General features: G+C 62.0%; 17 protein-coding genes. 7 read left to right on the forward strand and 10 right to left on the reverse strand.

Annotation, left to right across the window (positions count from 1 at the left end):
• On the reverse strand, positions 1-1,719 hold a 1,719-nt coding region (locus ACIQ2A_RS15480; protein ID WP_398480673.1), incomplete at its 3' end, for a carbamoyltransferase.
• Between the two features lie 359 nt (positions 1,720-2,078).
• On the opposite strand from ACIQ2A_RS15480, the gene ACIQ2A_RS15485 reads away from it, so the two are divergent.
• The 5 genes from ACIQ2A_RS15485 (at position 2,079) to hemC (ending at position 6,790) form a co-directional block, all read left to right on the forward strand.
• On the forward strand, positions 2,079-2,402 hold the full coding sequence (locus ACIQ2A_RS15485) for a hypothetical protein (RefSeq protein WP_398480675.1): 324 nt from the start codon (positions 2,079-2,081) through the stop codon (positions 2,400-2,402).
• Positions 2,403-2,632: 230 nt separating this feature from the next.
• Positions 2,633-3,745 (forward strand): NADH:flavin oxidoreductase/NADH oxidase, encoded by a 1,113-nt coding sequence (locus ACIQ2A_RS15490; protein WP_398480678.1) that lies wholly within the window; start codon positions 2,633-2,635, stop codon positions 3,743-3,745.
• Between the two features lie 234 nt (positions 3,746-3,979).
• Positions 3,980-4,165, forward strand: coding sequence for a DUF3311 domain-containing protein (locus ACIQ2A_RS15495; protein WP_398480680.1), 186 nt, complete (start codon positions 3,980-3,982; stop codon positions 4,163-4,165).
• Positions 4,155-5,630, forward strand: a complete 1,476-nt coding sequence (gene mctP / locus ACIQ2A_RS15500; RefSeq protein WP_398480682.1) for a monocarboxylate uptake permease MctP — start codon at positions 4,155-4,157, stop codon at positions 5,628-5,630. The genes ACIQ2A_RS15495 and mctP overlap by 11 nt, the downstream gene beginning before the upstream one ends.
• Before the next feature lie 188 nt (positions 5,631-5,818).
• The gene (gene hemC / locus ACIQ2A_RS15505; protein ID WP_398480734.1) at positions 5,819-6,790 is read left to right on the forward strand and encodes a hydroxymethylbilane synthase; all 972 of its coding nucleotides are present in this window, start codon (positions 5,819-5,821) and stop codon (positions 6,788-6,790) included.
• A gap of 133 nt (positions 6,791-6,923) precedes the next feature.
• Here hemC and ACIQ2A_RS15510 read toward each other — a convergent pair whose 3' ends face one another.
• On the reverse strand, positions 6,924-9,023 hold the full coding sequence (locus ACIQ2A_RS15510; protein WP_398480684.1) for a S9 family peptidase: 2,100 nt from the start codon (positions 9,021-9,023) through the stop codon (positions 6,924-6,926).
• A 143-nt stretch (positions 9,024-9,166) separates the two neighbouring features.
• Here ACIQ2A_RS15510 and ACIQ2A_RS15515 point away from each other — a divergent pair, with 143 nt between their 5' ends.
• Entirely contained in the window at positions 9,167-10,705 is a 1,539-nt protein-coding gene (locus ACIQ2A_RS15515) for a class I adenylate-forming enzyme family protein (protein ID WP_398480686.1), read from the forward strand.
• 125 nt (positions 10,706-10,830) lie between these two features.
• Here ACIQ2A_RS15515 and ACIQ2A_RS15520 read toward each other — a convergent pair whose 3' ends face one another.
• The 3 genes from ACIQ2A_RS15520 to ACIQ2A_RS15530 form a co-directional block, all read right to left on the reverse strand.
• The gene (locus ACIQ2A_RS15520; protein ID WP_398480688.1) at positions 10,831-11,046 is read right to left on the reverse strand and encodes a SlyX family protein; all 216 of its coding nucleotides are present in this window, start codon (positions 11,044-11,046) and stop codon (positions 10,831-10,833) included.
• Entirely contained in the window at positions 11,039-11,833 is a 795-nt protein-coding gene (locus ACIQ2A_RS15525; protein WP_398480690.1) for a rhodanese-related sulfurtransferase, read from the reverse strand. Before ACIQ2A_RS15525 ends, ACIQ2A_RS15520 begins: the two co-directional genes overlap by 8 nt.
• 156 nt (positions 11,834-11,989) lie before the next feature.
• Positions 11,990-12,205 (reverse strand): CsbD family protein, encoded by a 216-nt coding sequence (locus ACIQ2A_RS15530; RefSeq protein ID WP_398480692.1) that lies wholly within the window; start codon positions 12,203-12,205, stop codon positions 11,990-11,992.
• Between the two features lie 178 nt (positions 12,206-12,383).
• Here ACIQ2A_RS15530 and ACIQ2A_RS15535 point away from each other — a divergent pair, with 178 nt between their 5' ends.
• Positions 12,384-12,914, forward strand: coding sequence for a cupin domain-containing protein (locus tag ACIQ2A_RS15535; RefSeq protein WP_398480694.1), 531 nt, complete (start codon positions 12,384-12,386; stop codon positions 12,912-12,914).
• Positions 12,915-13,090: 176 nt separating this feature from the next.
• Here ACIQ2A_RS15535 and ACIQ2A_RS15540 read toward each other — a convergent pair whose 3' ends face one another.
• From ACIQ2A_RS15540 to ACIQ2A_RS15560, 5 genes are all read right to left on the reverse strand, one after another.
• On the reverse strand, positions 13,091-14,599 hold the full coding sequence (locus ACIQ2A_RS15540; RefSeq protein WP_398480696.1) for a flavin-containing monooxygenase: 1,509 nt from the start codon (positions 14,597-14,599) through the stop codon (positions 13,091-13,093).
• A 135-nt stretch (positions 14,600-14,734) separates the two neighbouring features.
• Positions 14,735-16,063 carry an amidase gene (locus tag ACIQ2A_RS15545; protein ID WP_398480698.1) on the reverse strand — a complete coding sequence of 443 codons (1,329 nt, stop codon included), beginning with the start codon at positions 16,061-16,063 and terminating at the stop codon, positions 14,735-14,737.
• A 218-nt stretch (positions 16,064-16,281) separates the two neighbouring features.
• Positions 16,282-17,205 (reverse strand): ABC transporter substrate-binding protein, encoded by a 924-nt coding sequence (locus ACIQ2A_RS15550; protein ID WP_398480700.1) that lies wholly within the window; start codon positions 17,203-17,205, stop codon positions 16,282-16,284.
• Positions 17,206-17,300: 95 nt separating this feature from the next.
• On the reverse strand, positions 17,301-18,158 hold the full coding sequence (locus ACIQ2A_RS15555) for an ABC transporter permease (protein WP_398480702.1): 858 nt from the start codon (positions 18,156-18,158) through the stop codon (positions 17,301-17,303).
• A complete protein-coding gene (locus tag ACIQ2A_RS15560) occupies positions 18,155-18,937 on the reverse strand; it encodes an ABC transporter ATP-binding protein (protein ID WP_398480704.1) in 783 nt (260 codons plus the stop codon). The genes ACIQ2A_RS15555 and ACIQ2A_RS15560 overlap by 4 nt, the downstream gene beginning before the upstream one ends.
• Between the last annotated feature and the right edge of the window lie 205 nt (positions 18,938-19,142).

The following is a 19,142-nucleotide window of genomic DNA, read 5'->3' on the forward strand; positions in this document are numbered from 1 at the left end:
CGACACGATCCGGTCATGCAGGATCAGGTGATCGATTCCCGTATTGATGAAACACGCCATCGCATCGCGCGGCGTTTCCACGATCGGCTCGCCCTTCACATTGAATGACGTGTTGAGCAGCACCGGCACGCCGGTGAGCGCTTCGAACTCCTTGAGCAGGCGATACAGGATCGGGTTGGTGTCTTCGGTCACCGTCTGCACGCGCGCGGTGCCATCCACATGCACGATCGCCGGAATGCGGTCGCGCCATTCCGGCCGCACCGGCTTGGCGATCAGCATGAACGGCGAATCCTCTTTGCCCTCGAATATTTCCTCGCAGCGCTCGGCGAGCACCAGCGGCGCAAACGGCCGGAACGGCTGCCGGTGCTTCACGCGCGAATTCAGGATGTCCTTCATTTCGGCATGGCGGGGATCGGCGATGATGCTGCGATTGCCGAGCGCACGGGGACCATATTCCGAACGGCCCTGAAACCAGCCGATCACCTTCTGGTCGGCGAGTAGTTTCGCCGTATCCCGGCAGATATTGTCGCTACGAACCGTGCTGGTCTGCGCCTTGACCAGCGTGCGCTGGGTCGCGGCTTCTACTTCGCGGTCGTCATAGGCGCGGCCCGTGTAGGAGTGCTTCATCACATAGCTGCGCGGCTGCTTCTGCACTTCGAGCAGGCCGTAATAGGCGCAGCCGATGGCGATGCCGTTGTCGCCGGCGGCGGGCTGGATCCAGACATTCTCGAAGCCGGCTTCGCGCGCGAGGCGGCCATTGGCGACGCAGTTCAAGGCGACGCCGCCGGCGATGCAGAGATTTTTCGCACCGGTGGTTTCGCGCAGCCAGCGCGCGCGGGCGAGCAGCACCTTTTCGGTGTCGTCCTGTACGCGCCAGGCGAGATCCTCCCAGTGTTTCATGGAAGGGCTGGTGTCCCACTTGCCTTCGCTGTCAGCGACATAGGGCTGATCGAATTCGGCCGACCAGCGCGGCACCGAGAGTTTGTTATTCTCGATCGACATCAGCGAGGGGAATTGCTCGCGACGTCCATAAGGCGCGAGGCCCATCAACTCGCCGCATTTGTTCCAGTCGCCAAACACATAGGTCGAGGCGCGGCTGTAGAGCGCGCCGAGGCCGGGCATGTTGGTGAATTCGTCGCTGAGGAAGCCGCGATCCGGCTCCATCCAGACTTTCTTGATGCAGTTGAGCTGGGTGCCCTTGAATGTATAGTAGCTTTCGGATTCGCGGGCGAGCGGCGAGCCGCCGTCTTCGGCCGGGTAGGGCTCCATCACGTCGGAGCGATAGCTGCCGACGCCGTCGACGATCATCACCGCGCCGTCCTCGAAAGGCGAGACGGCGAAGGCGCTGTAAGCGTGCGAAAGGTGGTGCGAGATGGCGACGACCTTGCCATTGCGCGACCGGAACAGCGGATGGCGCCGCGCATCCTGCCGTTCATATTCGGGCAGGAAGCCGGGCATGTCCTGATAGATCAGCCGGTCCTCCATCTCCGGAACCGGGAGAATGTAGCAATTGCTGACCACCAGCTCGACATCGTTCAGGCCGATGCCTTCGGCCTGCAGACAGTATTCGATCACCTCTTGGTAAAAGCCCGTGGCGTGCTTTTCGCGGGTAATGCGCTCCTTCTCGATTGCAAAAGCGATCTCGCCGTCGCGCAGCAGGCAGGCGCTGACGTCGTGATCATAGGTGTTGAGACCGAGAATGTAGCGGGACTTGGCCATGCGGCTCACTTTTTGTGTTCAGGATACTGGCTGGCGGGACCATCTCGCAGCTGCGAGCCGAGCCGGCGAGGATAATGCAAGGTACTATGAAGAGAAGATGAACAGGGACAAGCGCAAATCACGATGCGTCTTTGTTCGTAGTCACAGCGCACCTGTCAACTTGACCGGCCTTCGCGCTTGATCCTATTCTCGCGTCGATACTGCATGCACGCCATGCCGCGGCCATATTGCTGGTCTGGTTTCAAAGTCTGCTACATCAGCATGCGTGAACTGGAATTGCTCGCCGAGTAACTCTGTTGAACAATTCGACATCGGAAGCATTCTAAAGCCGTGCTTCTGCAGAATGGGAGATCCCAAGAATGGCTCAAACGACTTCGAAGCGCCGTAACCTCCTGACCCGCTGCCTCGCAGCCGCGGCGCTTGTCTCTGTTTATTGCTTTGGTCTGATTGGTGCCTCTGCGGTCATGCTGACTGCTGGCAGCACCGCAGCACAGGCCCAGCGTGGTCGCGGCGGCGGTGGCCGTGGTCGTGGTGGCGGCTTCGGCCGTGGCCGCGGCGGCGGTTTCTATCGTGGCGGCGGTCGCGGTTACGGCCGTGGCTATGGCTTCTATGGCGGTCCGCGTTTCGTGGCTCCAGGTTGCTATTTCAGCCGTCGCTGGGGCCGCGTGGTTTGCCCGTATTGATCGGCGATCGTCATCTTCAGCGATGACGGCATCATGAATCGAAGGCGCTCCGGGTGACCGGGGCGCCTTTCTGTTTTTGAGCCATATTCATTTGCATGGGACCGCTGCATTTTGAACAAGGCGCATCTGGCGGCGCCGTGCCGTCTTGCCTTTTTCGCGCGCTGCCCCAATCTCGAACTGCGAGCCGGCGCCGCGTCGGCCTTCACGCCCCTCCTGCCTCGGAATCCTTCATGAGCAAGTTGTTTTCTCCCGCCAAGCTGCGCGACCTCGCTTTGTCCAATCGCATCGTCATTGCGCCGATGTGCCAATATTCGGCGGAAGAAGGCCGTGCCACCGACTGGCACATGATCCATCTCGGCAATCTGGCGCTGTCCGGTGCCGGCATGCTGATCATCGAGGCGACGGCGGTGGAAGCCATCGGTCGCATCACGCCCGGCGATCTCGGTCTCTACGACGACGCGACCGAGGCGGCCCTGAAGCCCGTCCTGGCGGCCATTCGCAAACATTCGAAAACGGCGGTTGCCATGCAGCTCGGACATGCCGGCCGCAAGGCATCCAGCAATGCGCCGTGGAATGGCGGCCAGCAGATCACGCCCGACAAGGGTGGCTGGGTCGCCGAAGCGCCCTCGGCAATCCCGACCAAGCCCGGTGAATTAGCTCCGAAGGAGATCGATGCCGCGGGCCTCGCGCGCATCCGCGATGCCTTTGCGGCGACCGCAAAACGTGCAGATCGTCTCGGCATCGATGCGGTCGAGGTTCATGCCGCGCATGGCTATCTGCTGCACGAATTCCTGTCGCCGATCGCCAACCAGCGCACCGACAATTATGGCGGCTCGCTGGAGAACCGCATGCGTTTCCCCCTCGAAGTGTTCGACGCGGTGCGCGCGGCCTTCCCGGCCAACAAGCCGGTTGGCGTGCGTGTTTCCGCATCGGACTGGGTCGAGGGCGGCTGGGATGTCGAACAGACCATCGCCTTCGCGCAGGAACTGAAGAAGCGCGGTGTGGACTGGATGGACGTCTCGTCCGGCGGTGTCTCGCCGCAGCAGAAGATCACGCTCGGGCCAGGCTATCAGGTGCCTTTTGCTGAGGCTGTCAAAGCGGCGACAGGGCTGCCGACCATGGCCGTGGGCCTGATCACCGAGACGCAGCAGGCCGAGGATATCCTCCAGGCAGATAAGGCCGACTTCATCGCCATCGCGCGCGGCGTTCTCTACGACCCGCGCTGGCCGTGGCACGCGGCAGCCGAACTCGGTGGTCAAGTCCAGGCGCCGCCGCAATATTGGCGCTCCCAGCCTTCGACGCAGAAGGCGCTGTTCGGCGATACGACGTTTGGTGCGCGCTGATATCGGACTTCGATTCCAGGACATCGACGCCCATCACATCTTCGATGTGGTGGGCGTTTTTCGTGATCGACTGATCACGCAAAAGTTCCCGGAAATCGCGTCCGCCGCGCGAATGGCAGCTCTGCGGCGAAGTTGTGTTTACACGCCATGGCTGCGCTCCTACACCCCGAAAAATTCTGCGCCGTAAAATAATCGTGGCATCCGGCGCTGCCCGTTTTTGAGAGGACCCCCGCTATGGGCCGCCATTATTTGTGGCTGTTGCTGATCCCCTTCATCGGATTGCTCTGGATCCCGTTCTACAATTTTCATGATCCGGTGCTGTTCGGCTTCCCGTTCTTCTACTGGTATCAGCTCGCCTGGGTGCCGGTGACCGCTTTCCTGACGTGGCTCGCTTACCGGACCTATCCCAATGAAGACTGAGCTCGACATTCCGGCAATCGCCGTCTTCCTGTTTTTCTTCGCCCTCGTCACGGTCATGGGTTTTGTCGCCTCGCATTGGAAGCGTCCGAAGACCCTCGCAAGCCTCGATGAATGGGGTCTCGGTGGCCGCCAGTTCGGCACCTGGATCACCTGGTTCCTGGTCGGCGGCGACTTTTACACGGCCTATACGGTGATCGCCGTACCGGCTCTCGTCTATTCGGTCGGCGCCTATGGCTTCTTCGCGCTGCCTTACACGATCCTTGTCTATCCCTTCGTCTTCATGGTGATGCCGAAACTGTGGCAGGTCGCCAAGGACAACGGCTATGTCACCGCTGCTGACGTCGTTCACGGCCGCTACGCGTCGCGTACGCTGGAAGCCGCTGTGGCTATCACCGGCGTCGTCGCGACCATGCCCTACATCGCGCTGCAGCTCATCGGCATGGCCGCAGCAGTCAAGGCACTCGGCTTCGAAGGCGAACTGCCGCTGATCGCAGCCTTCGTTGTGCTCGCGCTCTACACTTATTCGTCGGGCCTGCGCGCGCCGGCGCTGATCGCCTTCGTCAAGGACATCATGATCTACATCGCCGTGATCGCAGCGATCTCGGTGATCCCCGGCAAGCTCGGCGGCTATGCCAATGTGTTCAACATGGCGGACGCGGCCTTCAAGGCCAAGGGCTCCGGCAGCATCCTGCTCGGGCCGAGCCAGTATTTTGCGTATGCCACGCTGGCGCTGGGCTCGGCGCTTGCGGCCTTCATGTATCCGCATACGCTGACCGGCATCTTCGCCAGCAAGAGCGCGACGACGATCCGCAAGAATGCCGTGCTGTTGCCGGCCTATACGCTGATGCTCGGCCTGCTCGCCCTGCTCGGCTATATGGGCCATGCGGCGCAGCTCAAGCTCGCCAGCAACAATGACGTGGTGCCGGCGCTATTCCAGACGCTGTTCCCGAGCTGGTTTGCGGGTTTCGCCTTCGCCGCGATTGCCATCGGTGCGCTCGTGCCCGCTGCCGTCATGAGCATCGGCGCGGCCAACCTGTTCACGCGGAATTTCTGGAAGGCCTATGTCAATCCGCAGATCGATACGGCCGGCGAAGCCACGGTGGCGAAGCTCGCATCATTGGTGGTGAAAGTCGGCGCGCTGCTGGTGATCATCTATCTGCCGACGCAGTTTGCGCTCGATCTGCAACTGCTCGGCGGCCTGTGGATCCTGCAGACGCTGCCGGCGCTGATCTTCGGCCTCTTCACCGGCTGGTTCACCGCACCGGCGCTGCTCGCCGGCTGGGTGGTCGGCTTGTTCGGCGGCACCTATCTGACCTGGATGGATGGCCTCAAGCCGCTGCATCTGCTCTCGGTCGGCAGCTTTGAGGCAACGGTCTATGTGGGGCTGATTGCACTGGTTGCGAATATCGTCGTCGCGGTGCTGGTCAATCTGGTGGTGCCGAAGAAGACTGCCGTGGCGGCGTAGGGCGGATGAGCGAAGCGTCATCCGCCGATCTTCGCCACGTGCAATCGGCCGGCGGATTGCGGCTACGCCTTATCCGCCCTGCACATTGAGCCAGCGCATTGCCCCGTGCATGCGCTGGCTCTATTGTCCGCGCTGCAATGGCCGCCTGCAGTGGGCGGCGCGACGGAGCGAGACACGTGACGGATCAGATGCGCATCGGCACCCGCAAGAGCACGATGGCGCTGGCGCAGACGGAAGAAATCGCGCGCCGCCTGAATGTGGCTGCGCCGGATCTCGCCGTCGAGATCGTCAAATTCGACCCTGTCGGCGACCGCGACCAGACCAGCAACCTGCTGCGCCATGGCGGCAAGGGCGGCGCCTTTGTCGGTGAAATCCGCGATGCCGTGCGTGCCGGCAAGCTGCATGCGGCGATGCATTCGCTGAAGGACATGCCGGGCAACGAAGACACGCCGGGCCTCGTGATCGGCGCCACGCTGGTGCGCGATCCGCCGACCGATTCGCTGGTGCTGCGCCCGGGGCTGACGCTGGATGAACTCACGCGGTTACGCGGCAAGGGTTTTAAAATTGGCACCAATGCCGTGCGCCGCGCCGCCTATCTGCGTCGGCTGTTTCCCGAGATCGAAGTCATTCACTATCGCGGCGCTGCCGATACGCGGGTGCGAAAACTCGACAATAGCGAGATGCAACGCCTGCCGGGTGGCGGCGAGGTCGGCCCGGCCGACGCGCTGATCATGGCGCGTTCCGGCCTGGAGCGCGTTGGTCTAGCCAGTCGCATCGCACGCGATTTCTCGCCGCAGGAAATGCTACCGGCGGCCGGGCAAGGCATTGTCGCCGTCGAATGCGCGGCGAATGACTGGGGCACGCGGCGCCATCTGTCGCTGATCGACGATCCCGCGGCGCATCTGGCCTGCGATGCCGAGCGGGAAGTCTTGTGGGTGCTGAACGGCCACTGCAACTCGCCGATCGCCGCCTATGCGGTGATCAATGGCGGCGAGATGTGCCTGACGGCATCCGTGCTGGATGAAGCTGGCGAGCGTTTTATCGAAGTGACGCGGATGGGGCCTGCCGATCGCCCGCGTGAACTGGGTCGTGCTGTGGGGCTCGATTTGCTGGACAAGGGCGCCGCGGAATTGATCGAGCGGACACGACCGGAGCATTGATCTCCGCCCTCATGGTGAGGAGGCGCGCAGCGCCGTCTCGAACCATGAGTTGGCCTGGCTCCGCGCTTGCGGCCATCCTTCGAGACGCGGCCGAAGACGGCCGCTCCTCAGGATGAGGGCGGAGTTGAAGGCCTCAACTCTCCGCCAACCCCACGCTCCACAACGCAAACGCATACACGATCGCGATCTCATCCAGCCGATTGAACCGGCCGGACGCACCGCCGTGCCCCGCGCCCATATTCGTGCGCAGCAACACTGGACCACCTCCCGTCATCGTCGCGCGCAGGCGCGCGATCCATTTCGCCGGCTCCCAATAGGTCACGCGGGGATCGGTGAGGCCGCCCATAGCCAGGATCTTCGGATAGGCCTTTGCTGCCACCTGATCGTAGGGCGAATAGGACAGGATCGTCTTGAAATCCTCGGCACTCTCGATCGGGTTGCCCCATTCCGGCCATTCCGGCGGCGTCAGCGGCAGCGTGTCGTCGAGCATGGTGTTGAGCACATCGACGAACGGAACTTCGGCGACAAGACCTGAGAACAGCTCGCCGGAGCGATTGGCGACTGCGCCCATCAGCATGCCACCGGCACTGCCGCCGTGGCCGACGATGTTCTTCTCCGACGTGTATCTCGCCGCAATCAGCGCACGTGCCGATGCTGCAAAATCGTCGAACGAATTCGTCTTCCTGTCGCGCTTGCCGTCGAGATACCAGCCCCAGCCTTTGTCGGCGCCGCCGCGGATATGGGCGATGGCATAGACGAAGCCGCGATCGACCAAGGAGAGACGATTCGCCGAGAAAGAGGCCGGCATTGCCATGCCGTAGGAGCCGTAGCCATAAAGCAGCAGCGGCGCCTTGCCGTCTGGCGTAAAATCCTTGCGATGCAGGATCGAGACCGGCACCTCGGCGCCATCTTCTGTCTTCGCCATGATGCGCGTGGTGACGTAATCAGCCGGATTGTGGCCGGATGGAATCTGTTGCCGCTTCCGCAAGGTGCGTTCGCGCGTCACCATGTCGTAGTCATAGACTTCCGACGGCGTCGTCATCGACGAATAGGCGAAGCGCAGATTGGTGGTGTCGAATTCATAGCCACCGAGCGTGTCGAGCGAATAGGCGGCCTCGTCGAACGCAATGGCGTGCTCTTCATTTGTCGCGAGATCGCGGATCACCACCGACGGCAGCGCATTGGCGCGCTCCAGCCGAATCAGGTGATGCGCATAGAGCTCCATGTCGATGAGATAGATGCCCTCGCGATAGGGGATCAGGTCCTTCCAGTTCGCGCGCTCCGGCGCTGCGATCGGCGCGGTGACGATCTTGAAATCGATGGCATCGTCGGCATTGGTGAGGATGAACAACTCATCGCCGCGATCCGCCAGCGAATACTGCACGCCGTCTTCGCGCTTGGCGACGAGGCGTGGCGGTGCATCAGGGGTCGTGAGATCGATCAGCTGCTGCTCGGACGTCTCGTGATCGCCGCCGGCAATCACGCAGAAACGTCCGCTGGCGCTTTCATGAATATGGGTGAACCAGCCGCTATCCTGCTCCTCGAACACAAGCTTGTCGTCAGCCTGTTTGGTGCCGAGGCGATGCAGCCAGACCTGCATCGGGCGGTGGTTGTCGTCGAGCTTCACATAGAAGAACGCCTTCGAATCCAGCGTCCACACCACGCCGCCATCGGTCTCCTCGACGAGGTCGTCGAGATCGTTGCCCGTCGCCCAGTCGCGTACGCGGATGGTGAAATATTCGGAGCCCTTGATGTCGGCGGTCCAGGCTTCCAGCGTGTGATCGGGCGAATGCCGGGCCTCACCGAACTTGAAGTAGTCGTGGTTCTTGGCCAGCGCGTCGCCGTCCAGAATGATCTGCGCCTCGCCGCCATCGCGTGGCGTGCGGCCGAACAGCTCGTGTTGTCCTCCCTCACGGAATTTGCGCAAATAGGACCACGGGCCATCGGGGGAGGGCACCGACGAATCGTCCTCCTTGATCCGGCCGCGCATTTCGGCGACGAGCTTCTTCTGCAGCGCAGCCGTGCCGCCCAGCAGGCTCTCGGTATAGGCGTTCTCGGCCTCCAGATAGGTCCGGATCTCCGGCTCCAGCACCGCGGGATCGCGCAGCACTTCCTGCCATTTGGCGTCCTTCAGCCAGGCATAGTCGTCGCTGACGGTGACGCCATGGGTCGTAAAGGAATGCGGATGGATCGGCGCAACCGGGGCTGAAATCTTGGAGGTCTGCTGTGTCATGAAGGCTCTTTTCGCGGAGGTCCGATCGGATATGATCCCGTCCGTCGGCATGGCGACGTGCTGTGAATATAGGCGGGATCACCCGCTTTGCCATCCTTCGAGCCCCCTCGCAGGACAAGACAAAACAAGAAACGAGGAAACCGATGCCCGAATTCGTTACGCTCGATGCGCTGGTCCGTAACACCGCCGAGCGGCTGCCGCAAAAGACCGCGGTCATCGATCCCGATCGCGCCATTAACTATGCGGATTTCAATGCGCTGATCGACCGTATTGCTGCGTCGCTGCAGGCAAGCGGCCTGAAACCGCAGGACGCGATTTCAATCTGTGCGCTCTCGTCGATCGAATATGCCGCGACGTTCCTCGGTGCGCTGCGCGCCGGTGTCGCCGTCGCTCCGCTGGCGCCGTCATCGACGCCGAGTGATTTTGCCGCGATGGTGAAGGATGCGGCTGCGAAAATCCTGTTTATGGACAATGCGACCGCCGACAGCTTCGCGACAGCGGATATCGATCCCGCGATCCAGCGCGTGGCGCTTGATGGCGGCAAGGCCGGCAAAGCATTCAAGGAGTGGCTGGCGCCGGACGGCAGCAAGCCCGAGCCCGTGACGATCGATCCGGAATGGGTGTTCAACATCATCTATTCGTCGGGGACCACGGGCACGCCGAAGGGAATCGTGCACACGCATCAGATGCGCTGGCGGCAATACGGCCAGCTCGATCCGCTCGGCTACGGGCCGGATGCGGTCACCGTGCTCTCGACGCCGCTTTATTCCAACACGACACTGGTCTGCTTCAATCCGACTTTAGCAGGCGGCGGCACGTTGGTGTTGATGAAGAAATTCGATGCCCGCGGCTTCCTCGAACTCAGCGCAAAACATCGCGCCACCCACGCGATGCTGGTGCCGGTGCAGTATCGCCGCATCATGGCAGTCGAGGACTTTGATCGCTTCGATCTGTCGTCCTTCGTCATGAAGTTCTCGACCTCGGCGCCTTTCGCTGCTGCACTAAAGGCCGATGTGCTGAAGCGCTGGCCGGGTGGTCTCACCGAATATTACGGGATGACCGAAGGCGGCGGCACCTGCATATTGCTGGCGCATGAACATCCGACCAAGCTGCATACGGTCGGACAGCCGGGGCCCGACCATGACATCAGGCTGATCGATGACGAAGGCAATTTCGTCGCCCAGGGCGAGATCGGCGAGGTGGTCGGGCATTCACCGACCATCATGAAGGGTTATCTCAACCAGCCCGGCAAGACCGCCGAGACATTCTGGCGCGATGCGTCAGGCAAGCTCTATGTGCGCACCGGCGATGTCGGACGCTTCGACGAGGATGGTTTCCTCACGCTGATGGACCGCAAGAAGGACATGGTCATTTCCGGCGGCTTCAACATCTATCCGAGCGATCTGGAAGTCGTGCTGGTCCAGCACGATGCGGTGCTGGAGGCGGCGGTGGTCGCGATGCCATCGGAGGAGTGGGGCGAGACGCCGGTGGCGTTCGTCGTGCTGCGGCCCGGTGCGTCAGCAGACGCATCTGGGCTCAAGAGCTGGGCCAATGAGCGGCTCGGTAAATTCCAGCGGCTCAATGATGTCGTCATGGTCGATGTGCTGCCGCGCAGTGCGATTGGCAAGGTGCTGAAGCGCGAGTTGCGGGATCGCAGGCTGAGTGGCGATTTGTCGGCGTAGCTGTCATCCCGGCAAAGGCCGGGATCCATACACGCTGTGGAGGCGATGATCGATCGTCGTCGTAACTCTGCTTTCTCACCACATCCGACAGAGGCTATGGGTCCCCGCCTGCGCGGGGACGACTGTCAATAATGCGGCGGCCGTTCATTCCCGGGCGTGCCTGCCGCCGTCTCGGCTTCGGTCAGTCGCTCGCCCAGTGCTGCCATCTGCCGCGTCAGCATGTCGATCTGCTTCCACTGCGCGGTGATCGTCGCATTCAGCGTCTCGATCGTGTCGTCCTGATAGGCGATGCGGACCTCCATCGTCTCGATCCGCTCGCGCAGGCCTTCGATCTCACTCATCTTCAGCCTCACGCGTCAGGGCAAAGTCTTCAGAATTGATCGGCAGGTCTGGCCGGATCGACTGGCTCTCGACCAGCCCGTGACCAAGCGCAACGCGCTGGTCGAACACAAAGCACTCGCCGCGCCACAGGCTTTCGCTTTCGGGAATGTCCTCGAGATATTGCAGGATGCCGCCCTTGAGGTGATAGACCTCGGCAAAGCCATGGGCGAGCATGTAGGAACTCGCCTTCTCGCAGCGGATGCCGCCGGTGCAGAACATGGCGATCTTCTTGTGCTTGGCCGGATCAAGCGTTTTGGCGACGAAGTCCTTGAATTGGCCGAAGCTGGCAATCTGTGGATCGATCGCGCCGTCGAATGTTCCCATCGCCACCTCGAACGCATTGCGGGTGTCGAGCACCAGCGTGTCCTCGGCAGCGATCAGCGCATTCCAGTCAGCGGCGTTCACATAGGTGCCCACCAGTCTGTTGGGATCGGTGAGGGGATCGCCGAGTGTGACGATTTCCTTCTTCAGCCGCACCTTCATGTGCAGGAATGGCATCATGCTGGCGCGGGAATATTTCAGTTCGAGATTGTTCAGCCGACCGCCGAACAGCACGCCGCTTTCCAGCTCTCGCACCAGCGCAGCGATCTCGGCATCCTTGCCGGCGATGGTGCCGTTGATGCCTTCATCGGCCAGCAACAGGCTGCCCTTGATGCCGAGTTGGTCGCAGAGCGCGCGGAGCGGCGCCTGCAATTGACGAAAGTCAGGCAGGGCAGCGAATTGGTAAAGGGCAGCAACCTTGTACATGCCGGGGATGTAGCAAAGCGCAGGCGGTGGCGAAACCCTTCCGCGCGCTGGTATGCCAGTCTTCAGACGCACAAAAGCCGGCCCCGAAGGACCGGCTCTCGTGCAGCGTCACCTGCGGCAGGCGTGGTAGTCATGCCACGCTTGCGAAATGAAGGCTTAGAGCTTGCGGTTCGCGAAATCCGACGCCTTGTCGGCGGCATCCTTCGCGGCCTGCTTGGCATCGCCAACTGCCTTCTGCGCGTGACCCTTGCCTTCCTGGATCAGGCCTTCGCCCTGCAGCTTCTCGGAGCCGACAGCCTCGCCAATGCCCTGCTTGGCCTTGCCGATGGCTTCGTTGGCGTTACCCTTGATCTTGTCTGCGGTGGCACCCATGAGATACTCCTGTCTGACGTGAGGCGGTTTTGTTCCGAGAATTATTCTCGAATGACGCCGCCCCGGTTGAGCTTCGCAAGGTCAATTGCCAGCTTGATTGAATGTTCCTGGAATTCCGCGATCGTGATGCCGCACATGCCGTGTCGCTCGCTGTCACGGATCTGAAGAAGGCGCTGCCATGTCCGGTCACGGTCACGATCACACCCATCCGCACGATCACTCTCACGATCACAGCCATGACACCGATCGCTGGAAGCATGACGGCGTGCGCGTCATTCCGGCCGATAATCTCGACACCAATGTGCCCTCGACCAAGGGCATGGACCGCGCCGCAGCGATCAATTTCGCCCGCGTCGGCGCGCAGAAGCTGTGGGCCGGTACGGTCTCGATCCAGCCGGACGCCAAGACCGGCGCGCATCATCATGGCCATCTCGAAAGCGTGATCTATGTGGTCAAGGGCAAGGCCCGGATGCGCTGGGGCGAGCAGCTTCAGTTCACCGCCGAGGCCGGCCCGGGCGATTTCATCTTCGTGCCGCCTTATGTGCCGCATCAGGAAATCAATGCCAGCCGCGACGAAGTGCTGGAATGCGTGTTGGTGCGCAGCGACGGCGAAGCAGTGGCGGTCAATATCGACATCGAGCCGGTGGAGAAGCCGGAGACGGTGTTGTGGGTCGATCCGACCCATCCCGATGGTGCGGTGAAGAAGTAGTTTCTTTTTTTAACCTCTCCCCGCTTGCGGGGAGAGGTCGACTGCTACGCGCAAAGCGCGTGGAAGTCGGGTGAGGGGGCTCTCCACTTGCTTCGTGCGTGCGGAGAGCCCCCTCATCCGTCGCGGACTTCGTCCGCGCCGCCTTCTCCCCGCAAGCGGGGAGAAGGCGAAGGCCGCTAGCTATATTTGAACACGGGATCATCGAGATCGATCGCCGGAAATACCTCGCGATCGCTCCAGTAATTCTGGTCGTGCTGCCATTCCGGCTTGTCGCCGCGCTTGGGCAGCAGATGCAGCCCGCGCATGATGTAGCCGGGGTTGAAGTCCTGTTCGTCGATCCATGGCAGCAAGGGCATGTCGCTGTCCTCGGGCCGCAAGGCCGGCGCGACCATATCGACACCCTTCTCGTCCATATGCCGCAGCAGACGACAGACGAAATCCGCGACGATATCCACGCGCAGCGTCCAGCTGGCGCGGAAATAGCCGAAAATCCACACCATGTTCGGCACGCCCGTGAACATCATGCCGCGATAGGTCACCGTGTCGGCGAAATTCAGCGGCTCATCATCGATGGAGAAGGCGATGTCGCCGAGCACGTTGAGATCAAAGCCGGTGGCGGTGATGACGATATCGGCATCGATCCGGTCGCCTGATTTCAGCGCGATGCCGGTCTCGTCAAAGTGCGCGATCTCGTCGGTCACCACCGTTGCCTTGCCGGCGCGCACGCTCTTGAACAGGTCGGCATCGGGGATGAAGGCGATGCGCTGACGCCATGGCCGGTAGCGCGGCGTGAAATGGGTGGCGATGTCATAGTCGTCGCCAAGATGGGCGCGGACGCCTTTCAGCAATTCATCGCGCACCGCGTCCGGCTCGTTCTGCGCGCGCTTGGTGAAGGCGGCCTGGTCGAACAGGACCTTGCGGCGGACGATCTCGTGGACCCATGTCTCGTCGATATCGAGTTCACGCAGCGTCTCCGCCAGCACATTGGCATTCCGCCCGGTGATGAAGAAGGTCGGCGAGCGCTGCAGCATGGTGACGCCCGCGCATTGATCGGCAATGGCAGGCACCACCGTGGCTGCGGTCGCGCCGGAGCCGATGACGGTGACGCGTTTGCCGGACAGATCGAGATCATCAGGCCAGGTCTGCGGATGCACCACCGTGCCTTTGAAGGAATCGAGCCCGGGCCAGTCCGGCGTGAATCCCTTGGCGTGATTGTAGTAGCCCTGGCACATCCACAGGAAGCGCGTGGTGAAGGATAGGGTCTCATCGGTGTCGGTGCGCGTCACCGTCAGCGTCCAGAGCTTGTCGTCATTCGACCAGTTCGCGCTGAGAATCTTGTGGTGGTAGCGGATGTGCTGGTCAATGCCGTTCTCGGTGATCACCGCGCCCATATAGGCCTTGATCTCGGCGGCCGTTGCGATCGGCGCCGAGGTCCATGGCTTGAAGCGATAGCCAAAGGTGTGGAGATCGCTGTCGGAGCGGATGCCGGGATAGCGATGGGTATGCCAGGTGCCGCCAAAACCGTCCTTCATTTCGAGGATGGCGAAGCGCTTGTTCGGGCTTTGCTGGGTGAGATGATAGGCGGCGCCGATGCCGGAAATGCCGGCGCCGACCACGATGACATCGAAATGTTCGGTCGGTTGGGCCACGGACGGATTCGTGGCGATGTTTCCCTGGACGTTCATGGGCTCCCGATCTTGTCTGGCTCCGCGGTCTGTGCGCGGATGCTTGTCTGGCGGTCCCGCGAGATGGAACCGCCAGCGTCATGATTGACGATCAGGGAGAATGCGCAAGACCTATTGCGCCGCAGTTTTGGGAAATCAGGCGACGAGTTTCGGCAGGCCGGGCTGGAATCCCAGCGTGGTTTCGATCCATTTCGCCACACGGAGCGTGCGGACATCGTGCCGATACGGCCCGACGACCTGCAGGCCGAGCGGCAGTCCGGTCTTTCCGAAGCCGGCCGGCAGGGCCACGGCCGGCACGCCCATCAGCGTCCATGGTGCGCAGAAGGCAGCGTCGCCGGTGAAGTCGAGCCCCTCGGGTGCCTCGCCGGTGGCGGGCAGTGTAAGGACCGCATCATAGGGTGCCATCTGCGCCGTGAATGCGTCGCGCAGGGCCAGCTGCTGCGCTTTGGCCTTGAGATAGTCTGCTGCGCTGATGCCATTGCCGGTCTTTACCAGCAGCTTGAGATGCTCGCTGGTTTTCTCCGGATGACGCGCGACCAGTTCGCCGAAAATCACCGCCGCTTCGCTGGCGAGGATGGTGTTGATGACGTCCCAGTTGAGATGATCGAGTTCGGTCATTTCCAGATCGTCGATGACAGCACCGCCGGATCGCAGGCGGGTGATCGATGCGCCGAACAGTTGCTGCTGTTCGCTTTCGGCCTTGGCGAATTTGGCAAAATGCACCACGGCGAGACGCGGCGCCGGCAGTGGCTGGATGCCCTGCGTAACGGATACCTCGAAGGCGGGCACGGGCTGCCCATGCAGATCGCTGTCGCTGGTGCCGGCCAGCAGCGACAGCGCGTAGGCGACGTCATCGACCTGCCGCGCGAAGAAACCGATATGATCGAGCGAATGGCTGAGCGGATGCGCGCCGCTGCGCGGAATGGCGCCAAAGCTTGGCTTGAAGCCCACCACGCCATTGAAGGCGGCCGGGCGGATGATCGACCCTAGCGTCTGCGTGCCGAGCGCGAGCGGGACGAGGCCGGCACCAACGGCCGCAGCCGAGCCCGAGGACGATCCGCCCGGTGTGTGCTTGCTGTTCCAGGGATTGGTGGTCGGGCCCGGCTGGCGCCAGGCGAATTCAGTGGAGACGGTCTTGCCGAAAATGGTGGCGCCGAGATTGCGCAACCGCTCGACCACCCAGGCGTCGGCAGCCGGCACATGGTCGCGATAGATCGGCGAGCCATTGCTGGTCGGCATGTCCGTCGTCGCGATGATGTCCTTGATGGCAACGGGGATGCCCGACAGCGGCCCCGGCTTTCGCGCAGTGTCGGTGGGCAGCACTTCGAAGGCCTTGAGGACCGGCTCGACGGCCTTTGCCTGAGCGAGACGCTCGGATGCGTAGTGGTCGGCTGCGGATGGGTTCGATTTGAACTGGCGCAGCAGCTCGAGAACGCCGGCTTCAGTCTTGGTGGAGTTAGTCACGTCGAAACCTCAGAGCTTTCTTTCTGTCCCTCCCCAAGCCGCGCAGCGGCGCCGTGGGGAGGGTGGACGGCCGCAGGCCGGACGGGTGGGGTGCCTCCACAAACTCCGGAGTTTGCGGAGTCACCCCACCCCCGCCTATCGGCAGACCCTCCCCACTGCGCAGCTGCGCTGCTTGGGGGAGGGAGACCATGTCGCCCGTCAATCCAACAGGATGCCAATCACTTCATCGCCAGCGCCGGCTCGATATATTTCCGCACCACGAATTTGTCGTAGTCCGGCTGCGCCGCGAGATTACCGAGTGCGATCTGGGTGTCCATGGAGACTTTCAACGACGGTGCCGAAATATCGACGCTCGGCGGATAGACGCCATCGGCCAGCATGCGCTTGACCGCGGCTTCGACCACGGCCGGCTCCAGCGACGGGAATTCCTTTTGCGCGATGGCGACGGTGCGGGCCTCGTTCTTGGCCATGAAGCGCATCGCCATTTCCATCCCGTTGGTGACGTGCTGGGCGAGATCAGGATTGACGTCATTGCGCGCCGTCACCGACGAGAACGCATAGGCGCCATAGGTCTTCGGGAAGCCGAACACGACCTTCATGCCCTTGGCGACAACTTGATCGAGGCCGGGTTCATACATCACGGCCACCGGCGCCTGCTTGGCGAGGAACGGCCCGGGCTCGGTGCCGATGGCAACCGGGATCATCTCCACGTCGGTTTTCCCATCCATGCCGTTCTCCTTGAGCAGCTTCAGGAACAGCGACGTGCTGGTGGTCGGCATCGTGCCGGTGACGACCTTCTGGCCCTTCAGGCTCTTGATGTCCTTGAAGTCGAAATCGGGCGCTGCGGCGAGCCATACGGCGGCGCCATTGACGACATTGGCGATGATGCCCACCGGTGCCCCCTTGGAGGCAGCGATCGCGGTCCATTCCGGCCCGTGGATCGAGAACTGCGCGCTGCCCGAGATGACCGCGGACAAAGCGACCGTCGGCGACCCCGCGGTCTCCTTGGTGAGGTCGAGGCCTTGCGCGGTGAAGAAGCCCTCATTGATGGCGACATAGAGCGGCAGATACAGCATCGACTGGAAAGCCTGGGACAGCACGACCTTCTTGTTCTGCGCCGAGGCGGGCGAGGCAATAAGCAACCCGGCCAGCGCGGTGGCTCAGGCAATACGCGTGAACAACGACATGGGATTCTCCGTGATGCGAAGGATGAGGACGGGGAGTTAGACGGCTTGTTTCAAACCTGGACCTGATGCGACGTGGTCGCCTGCTTCCAGGGCAGCGAGGTGCGTTCGATGATGTCGATGACGTAGTAGAGCGCAAAACCCATGATCATCAGCGTGAACAGGCCGACCCAGACCGAGTTGAGGTCATAGAGGCTGGAAGCGTTGAAGATCATGTGGCCGAGACCGCGCTGCGACGAGATGAATTCGCCGACCACGGCGCCGACCAGGCCGAAGCCGATATTGATGCGGAAGGTAGCGATGATCGCCGGCAGGGTGGACGGCACCACGGCCTTGAAGAACACCTGATGCTTGTCGGCGCCCATGGAGATCATCAGCGACTGCAGATCGACATCGGCATCCTTGGCAGCCTGATACGCTGCGATCAGCGCCACGAGCGCGGTAAGCGAGACAGCGAGCGCCACCTTGGAGATCAGCCCGGTGCCGAACCACAGCACCACGATCGGAGCCAACGCGATCTTCGGCACCGAATTGATGGCGACGATAAAGGGTTCGACCAGTTTGGCGACGAACACCGAATACCAGAGCGCGAGGCCAAACAGCGATCCGAAGATGGTGCCGATGACGAAGCCGAGAATGGCTTCGAACAGCGTGATCCAGGAATCCATCAGCAATTCGCCGCTGAGCAGTTTTTGATAGAAGCTGGCAAAGATGCCGCTGGGTGAGCCCATCAGGAAAGCCGAGATATAGCCGGCATGGACGCCGGCCTCCCAGATCCCGAAGAAGATGGCGATGGCCGCGATCTGCAGGAAGGCGCGACCAAGCATCGTGTCGAACGTCGCGCGCTTGCGTGTACGCACGGGCTTGCGCTTGGCGCGAATGGGAGCGCTGGTCTGGATCGTCATCGTCATGGGGTTTTCTCGGTCTGGATGTCGAGCTCGGCGCAAAGCGTCTTGAAATAGGTCGCGAAGTTGGCGTCGTTGCGCGCGGTCACGGGAGAGGTCGCGTCGATGTCGATCTCGTGCACGACCTTCACCCGTGCCGGGCGACCGGACAGCACGACCACGCGCTTGGACAGCGCCACCGCTTCATCGATGTCATGGGTGACGAGAATGACCGTCTTCTTGTAGGTCTGTACGGCGTCCTTGAGCACGCCTTCCAGATACAGGCGCGTCTGGTAATCAAGCGCGGAGAACGGCTCGTCCAGGAGCAGGATATCGGGATCCATGATCAGCGTGCGGATCAGCGCCACGCGCTGGCGCATGCCGCCGGACAGTGTTTTTGGATAGGCGTTCTCGAAACCGGCAAGGCCGAACTGCTTGAGATATTCGCGCGCCTTGGCCTCGGCTTCCTTGGCATCGACGCCACGGGTCTCGAGCCCGAGCAGCACATTGCCAAGCACCGTGCGCCATGGAAACAGCAGATCCTTCTGCATCATATAGCCGACGCGGCCGCGCAGGCTCTCGATCTCCTGGCCCCGATAGGTGATGGTGCCGCTGTCGGGCTCCAGCAATCCGGCGATGATGTTGAAGATCGTGGTCTTGCCGCAGCCGGATGGCCCGATGATGCTGACGAAATCGCTTTCATTGATGCTGAACGACAGATCGTCCAGCACGGTGACGTCGCCATTCTTGCCAGCAAATGACTTGCTGACATTGGCGACGCTCAATTGCACTTGCTTCGGCGGCATGACGGCATCCCCGTTGGATACCGTTGTTACGCAAACAGCGTGCCACCCCAAAACATCACGCACCGGCCGGCAATCGCGGAGTTTCTCGCAGCACTCGCCCGCCATGCGCGCATGATTGCTTTGGCTTTGTGCAGGCTGGAATAGTTCTGGGCGAGAAAATGAGCAGGCATGAGGAAGTGTATTTTCTCGATACAGTTGACGCGCC

The sequence above is a fragment of the Tardiphaga sp. genome (genome assembly GCF_044336785.1).
GTDB lineage: Bacteria > Pseudomonadota > Alphaproteobacteria > Rhizobiales > Xanthobacteraceae > Tardiphaga.

What these genes read in the sequence shown, in the direction of transcription:
- ACIQ2A_RS15555 (WP_398480702.1), bottom strand. Translation starts at nt 18,158, where the DNA reads ATGACGATGACGATCCAGACCAGCGCTCCCATTCGCGCCAAGCGCAAG.
- ACIQ2A_RS15515 (WP_398480686.1), top strand. Translation starts at nt 9,167, where the DNA reads ATGCCCGAATTCGTTACGCTCGATGCGCTGGTCCGTAACACCGCCGAG.
- ACIQ2A_RS15520 (WP_398480688.1), bottom strand. Translation starts at nt 11,046, where the DNA reads ATGAGTGAGATCGAAGGCCTGCGCGAGCGGATCGAGACGATGGAGGTC.
- ACIQ2A_RS15510 (WP_398480684.1), bottom strand. Translation starts at nt 9,023, where the DNA reads ATGACACAGCAGACCTCCAAGATTTCAGCCCCGGTTGCGCCGATCCAT.
- mctP (WP_398480682.1), top strand. Translation starts at nt 4,155, where the DNA reads ATGAAGACTGAGCTCGACATTCCGGCAATCGCCGTCTTCCTGTTTTTC.
- ACIQ2A_RS15560 (WP_398480704.1), bottom strand. Translation starts at nt 18,937, where the DNA reads ATGCCGCCGAAGCAAGTGCAATTGAGCGTCGCCAATGTCAGCAAGTCA.
- ACIQ2A_RS15525 (WP_398480690.1), bottom strand. Translation starts at nt 11,833, where the DNA reads ATGTACAAGGTTGCTGCCCTTTACCAATTCGCTGCCCTGCCTGACTTT.
- ACIQ2A_RS15485 (WP_398480675.1), top strand. Translation starts at nt 2,079, where the DNA reads ATGGCTCAAACGACTTCGAAGCGCCGTAACCTCCTGACCCGCTGCCTC.
- ACIQ2A_RS15540 (WP_398480696.1), bottom strand. Translation starts at nt 14,599, where the DNA reads ATGAACGTCCAGGGAAACATCGCCACGAATCCGTCCGTGGCCCAACCG.
- ACIQ2A_RS15535 (WP_398480694.1), top strand. Translation starts at nt 12,384, where the DNA reads ATGTCCGGTCACGGTCACGATCACACCCATCCGCACGATCACTCTCAC.
- ACIQ2A_RS15530 (WP_398480692.1), bottom strand. Translation starts at nt 12,205, where the DNA reads ATGGGTGCCACCGCAGACAAGATCAAGGGTAACGCCAACGAAGCCATC.
- ACIQ2A_RS15490 (WP_398480678.1), top strand. Translation starts at nt 2,633, where the DNA reads ATGAGCAAGTTGTTTTCTCCCGCCAAGCTGCGCGACCTCGCTTTGTCC.
- hemC (WP_398480734.1), top strand. Translation starts at nt 5,819, where the DNA reads ATGCGCATCGGCACCCGCAAGAGCACGATGGCGCTGGCGCAGACGGAA.
- ACIQ2A_RS15495 (WP_398480680.1), top strand. Translation starts at nt 3,980, where the DNA reads ATGGGCCGCCATTATTTGTGGCTGTTGCTGATCCCCTTCATCGGATTG.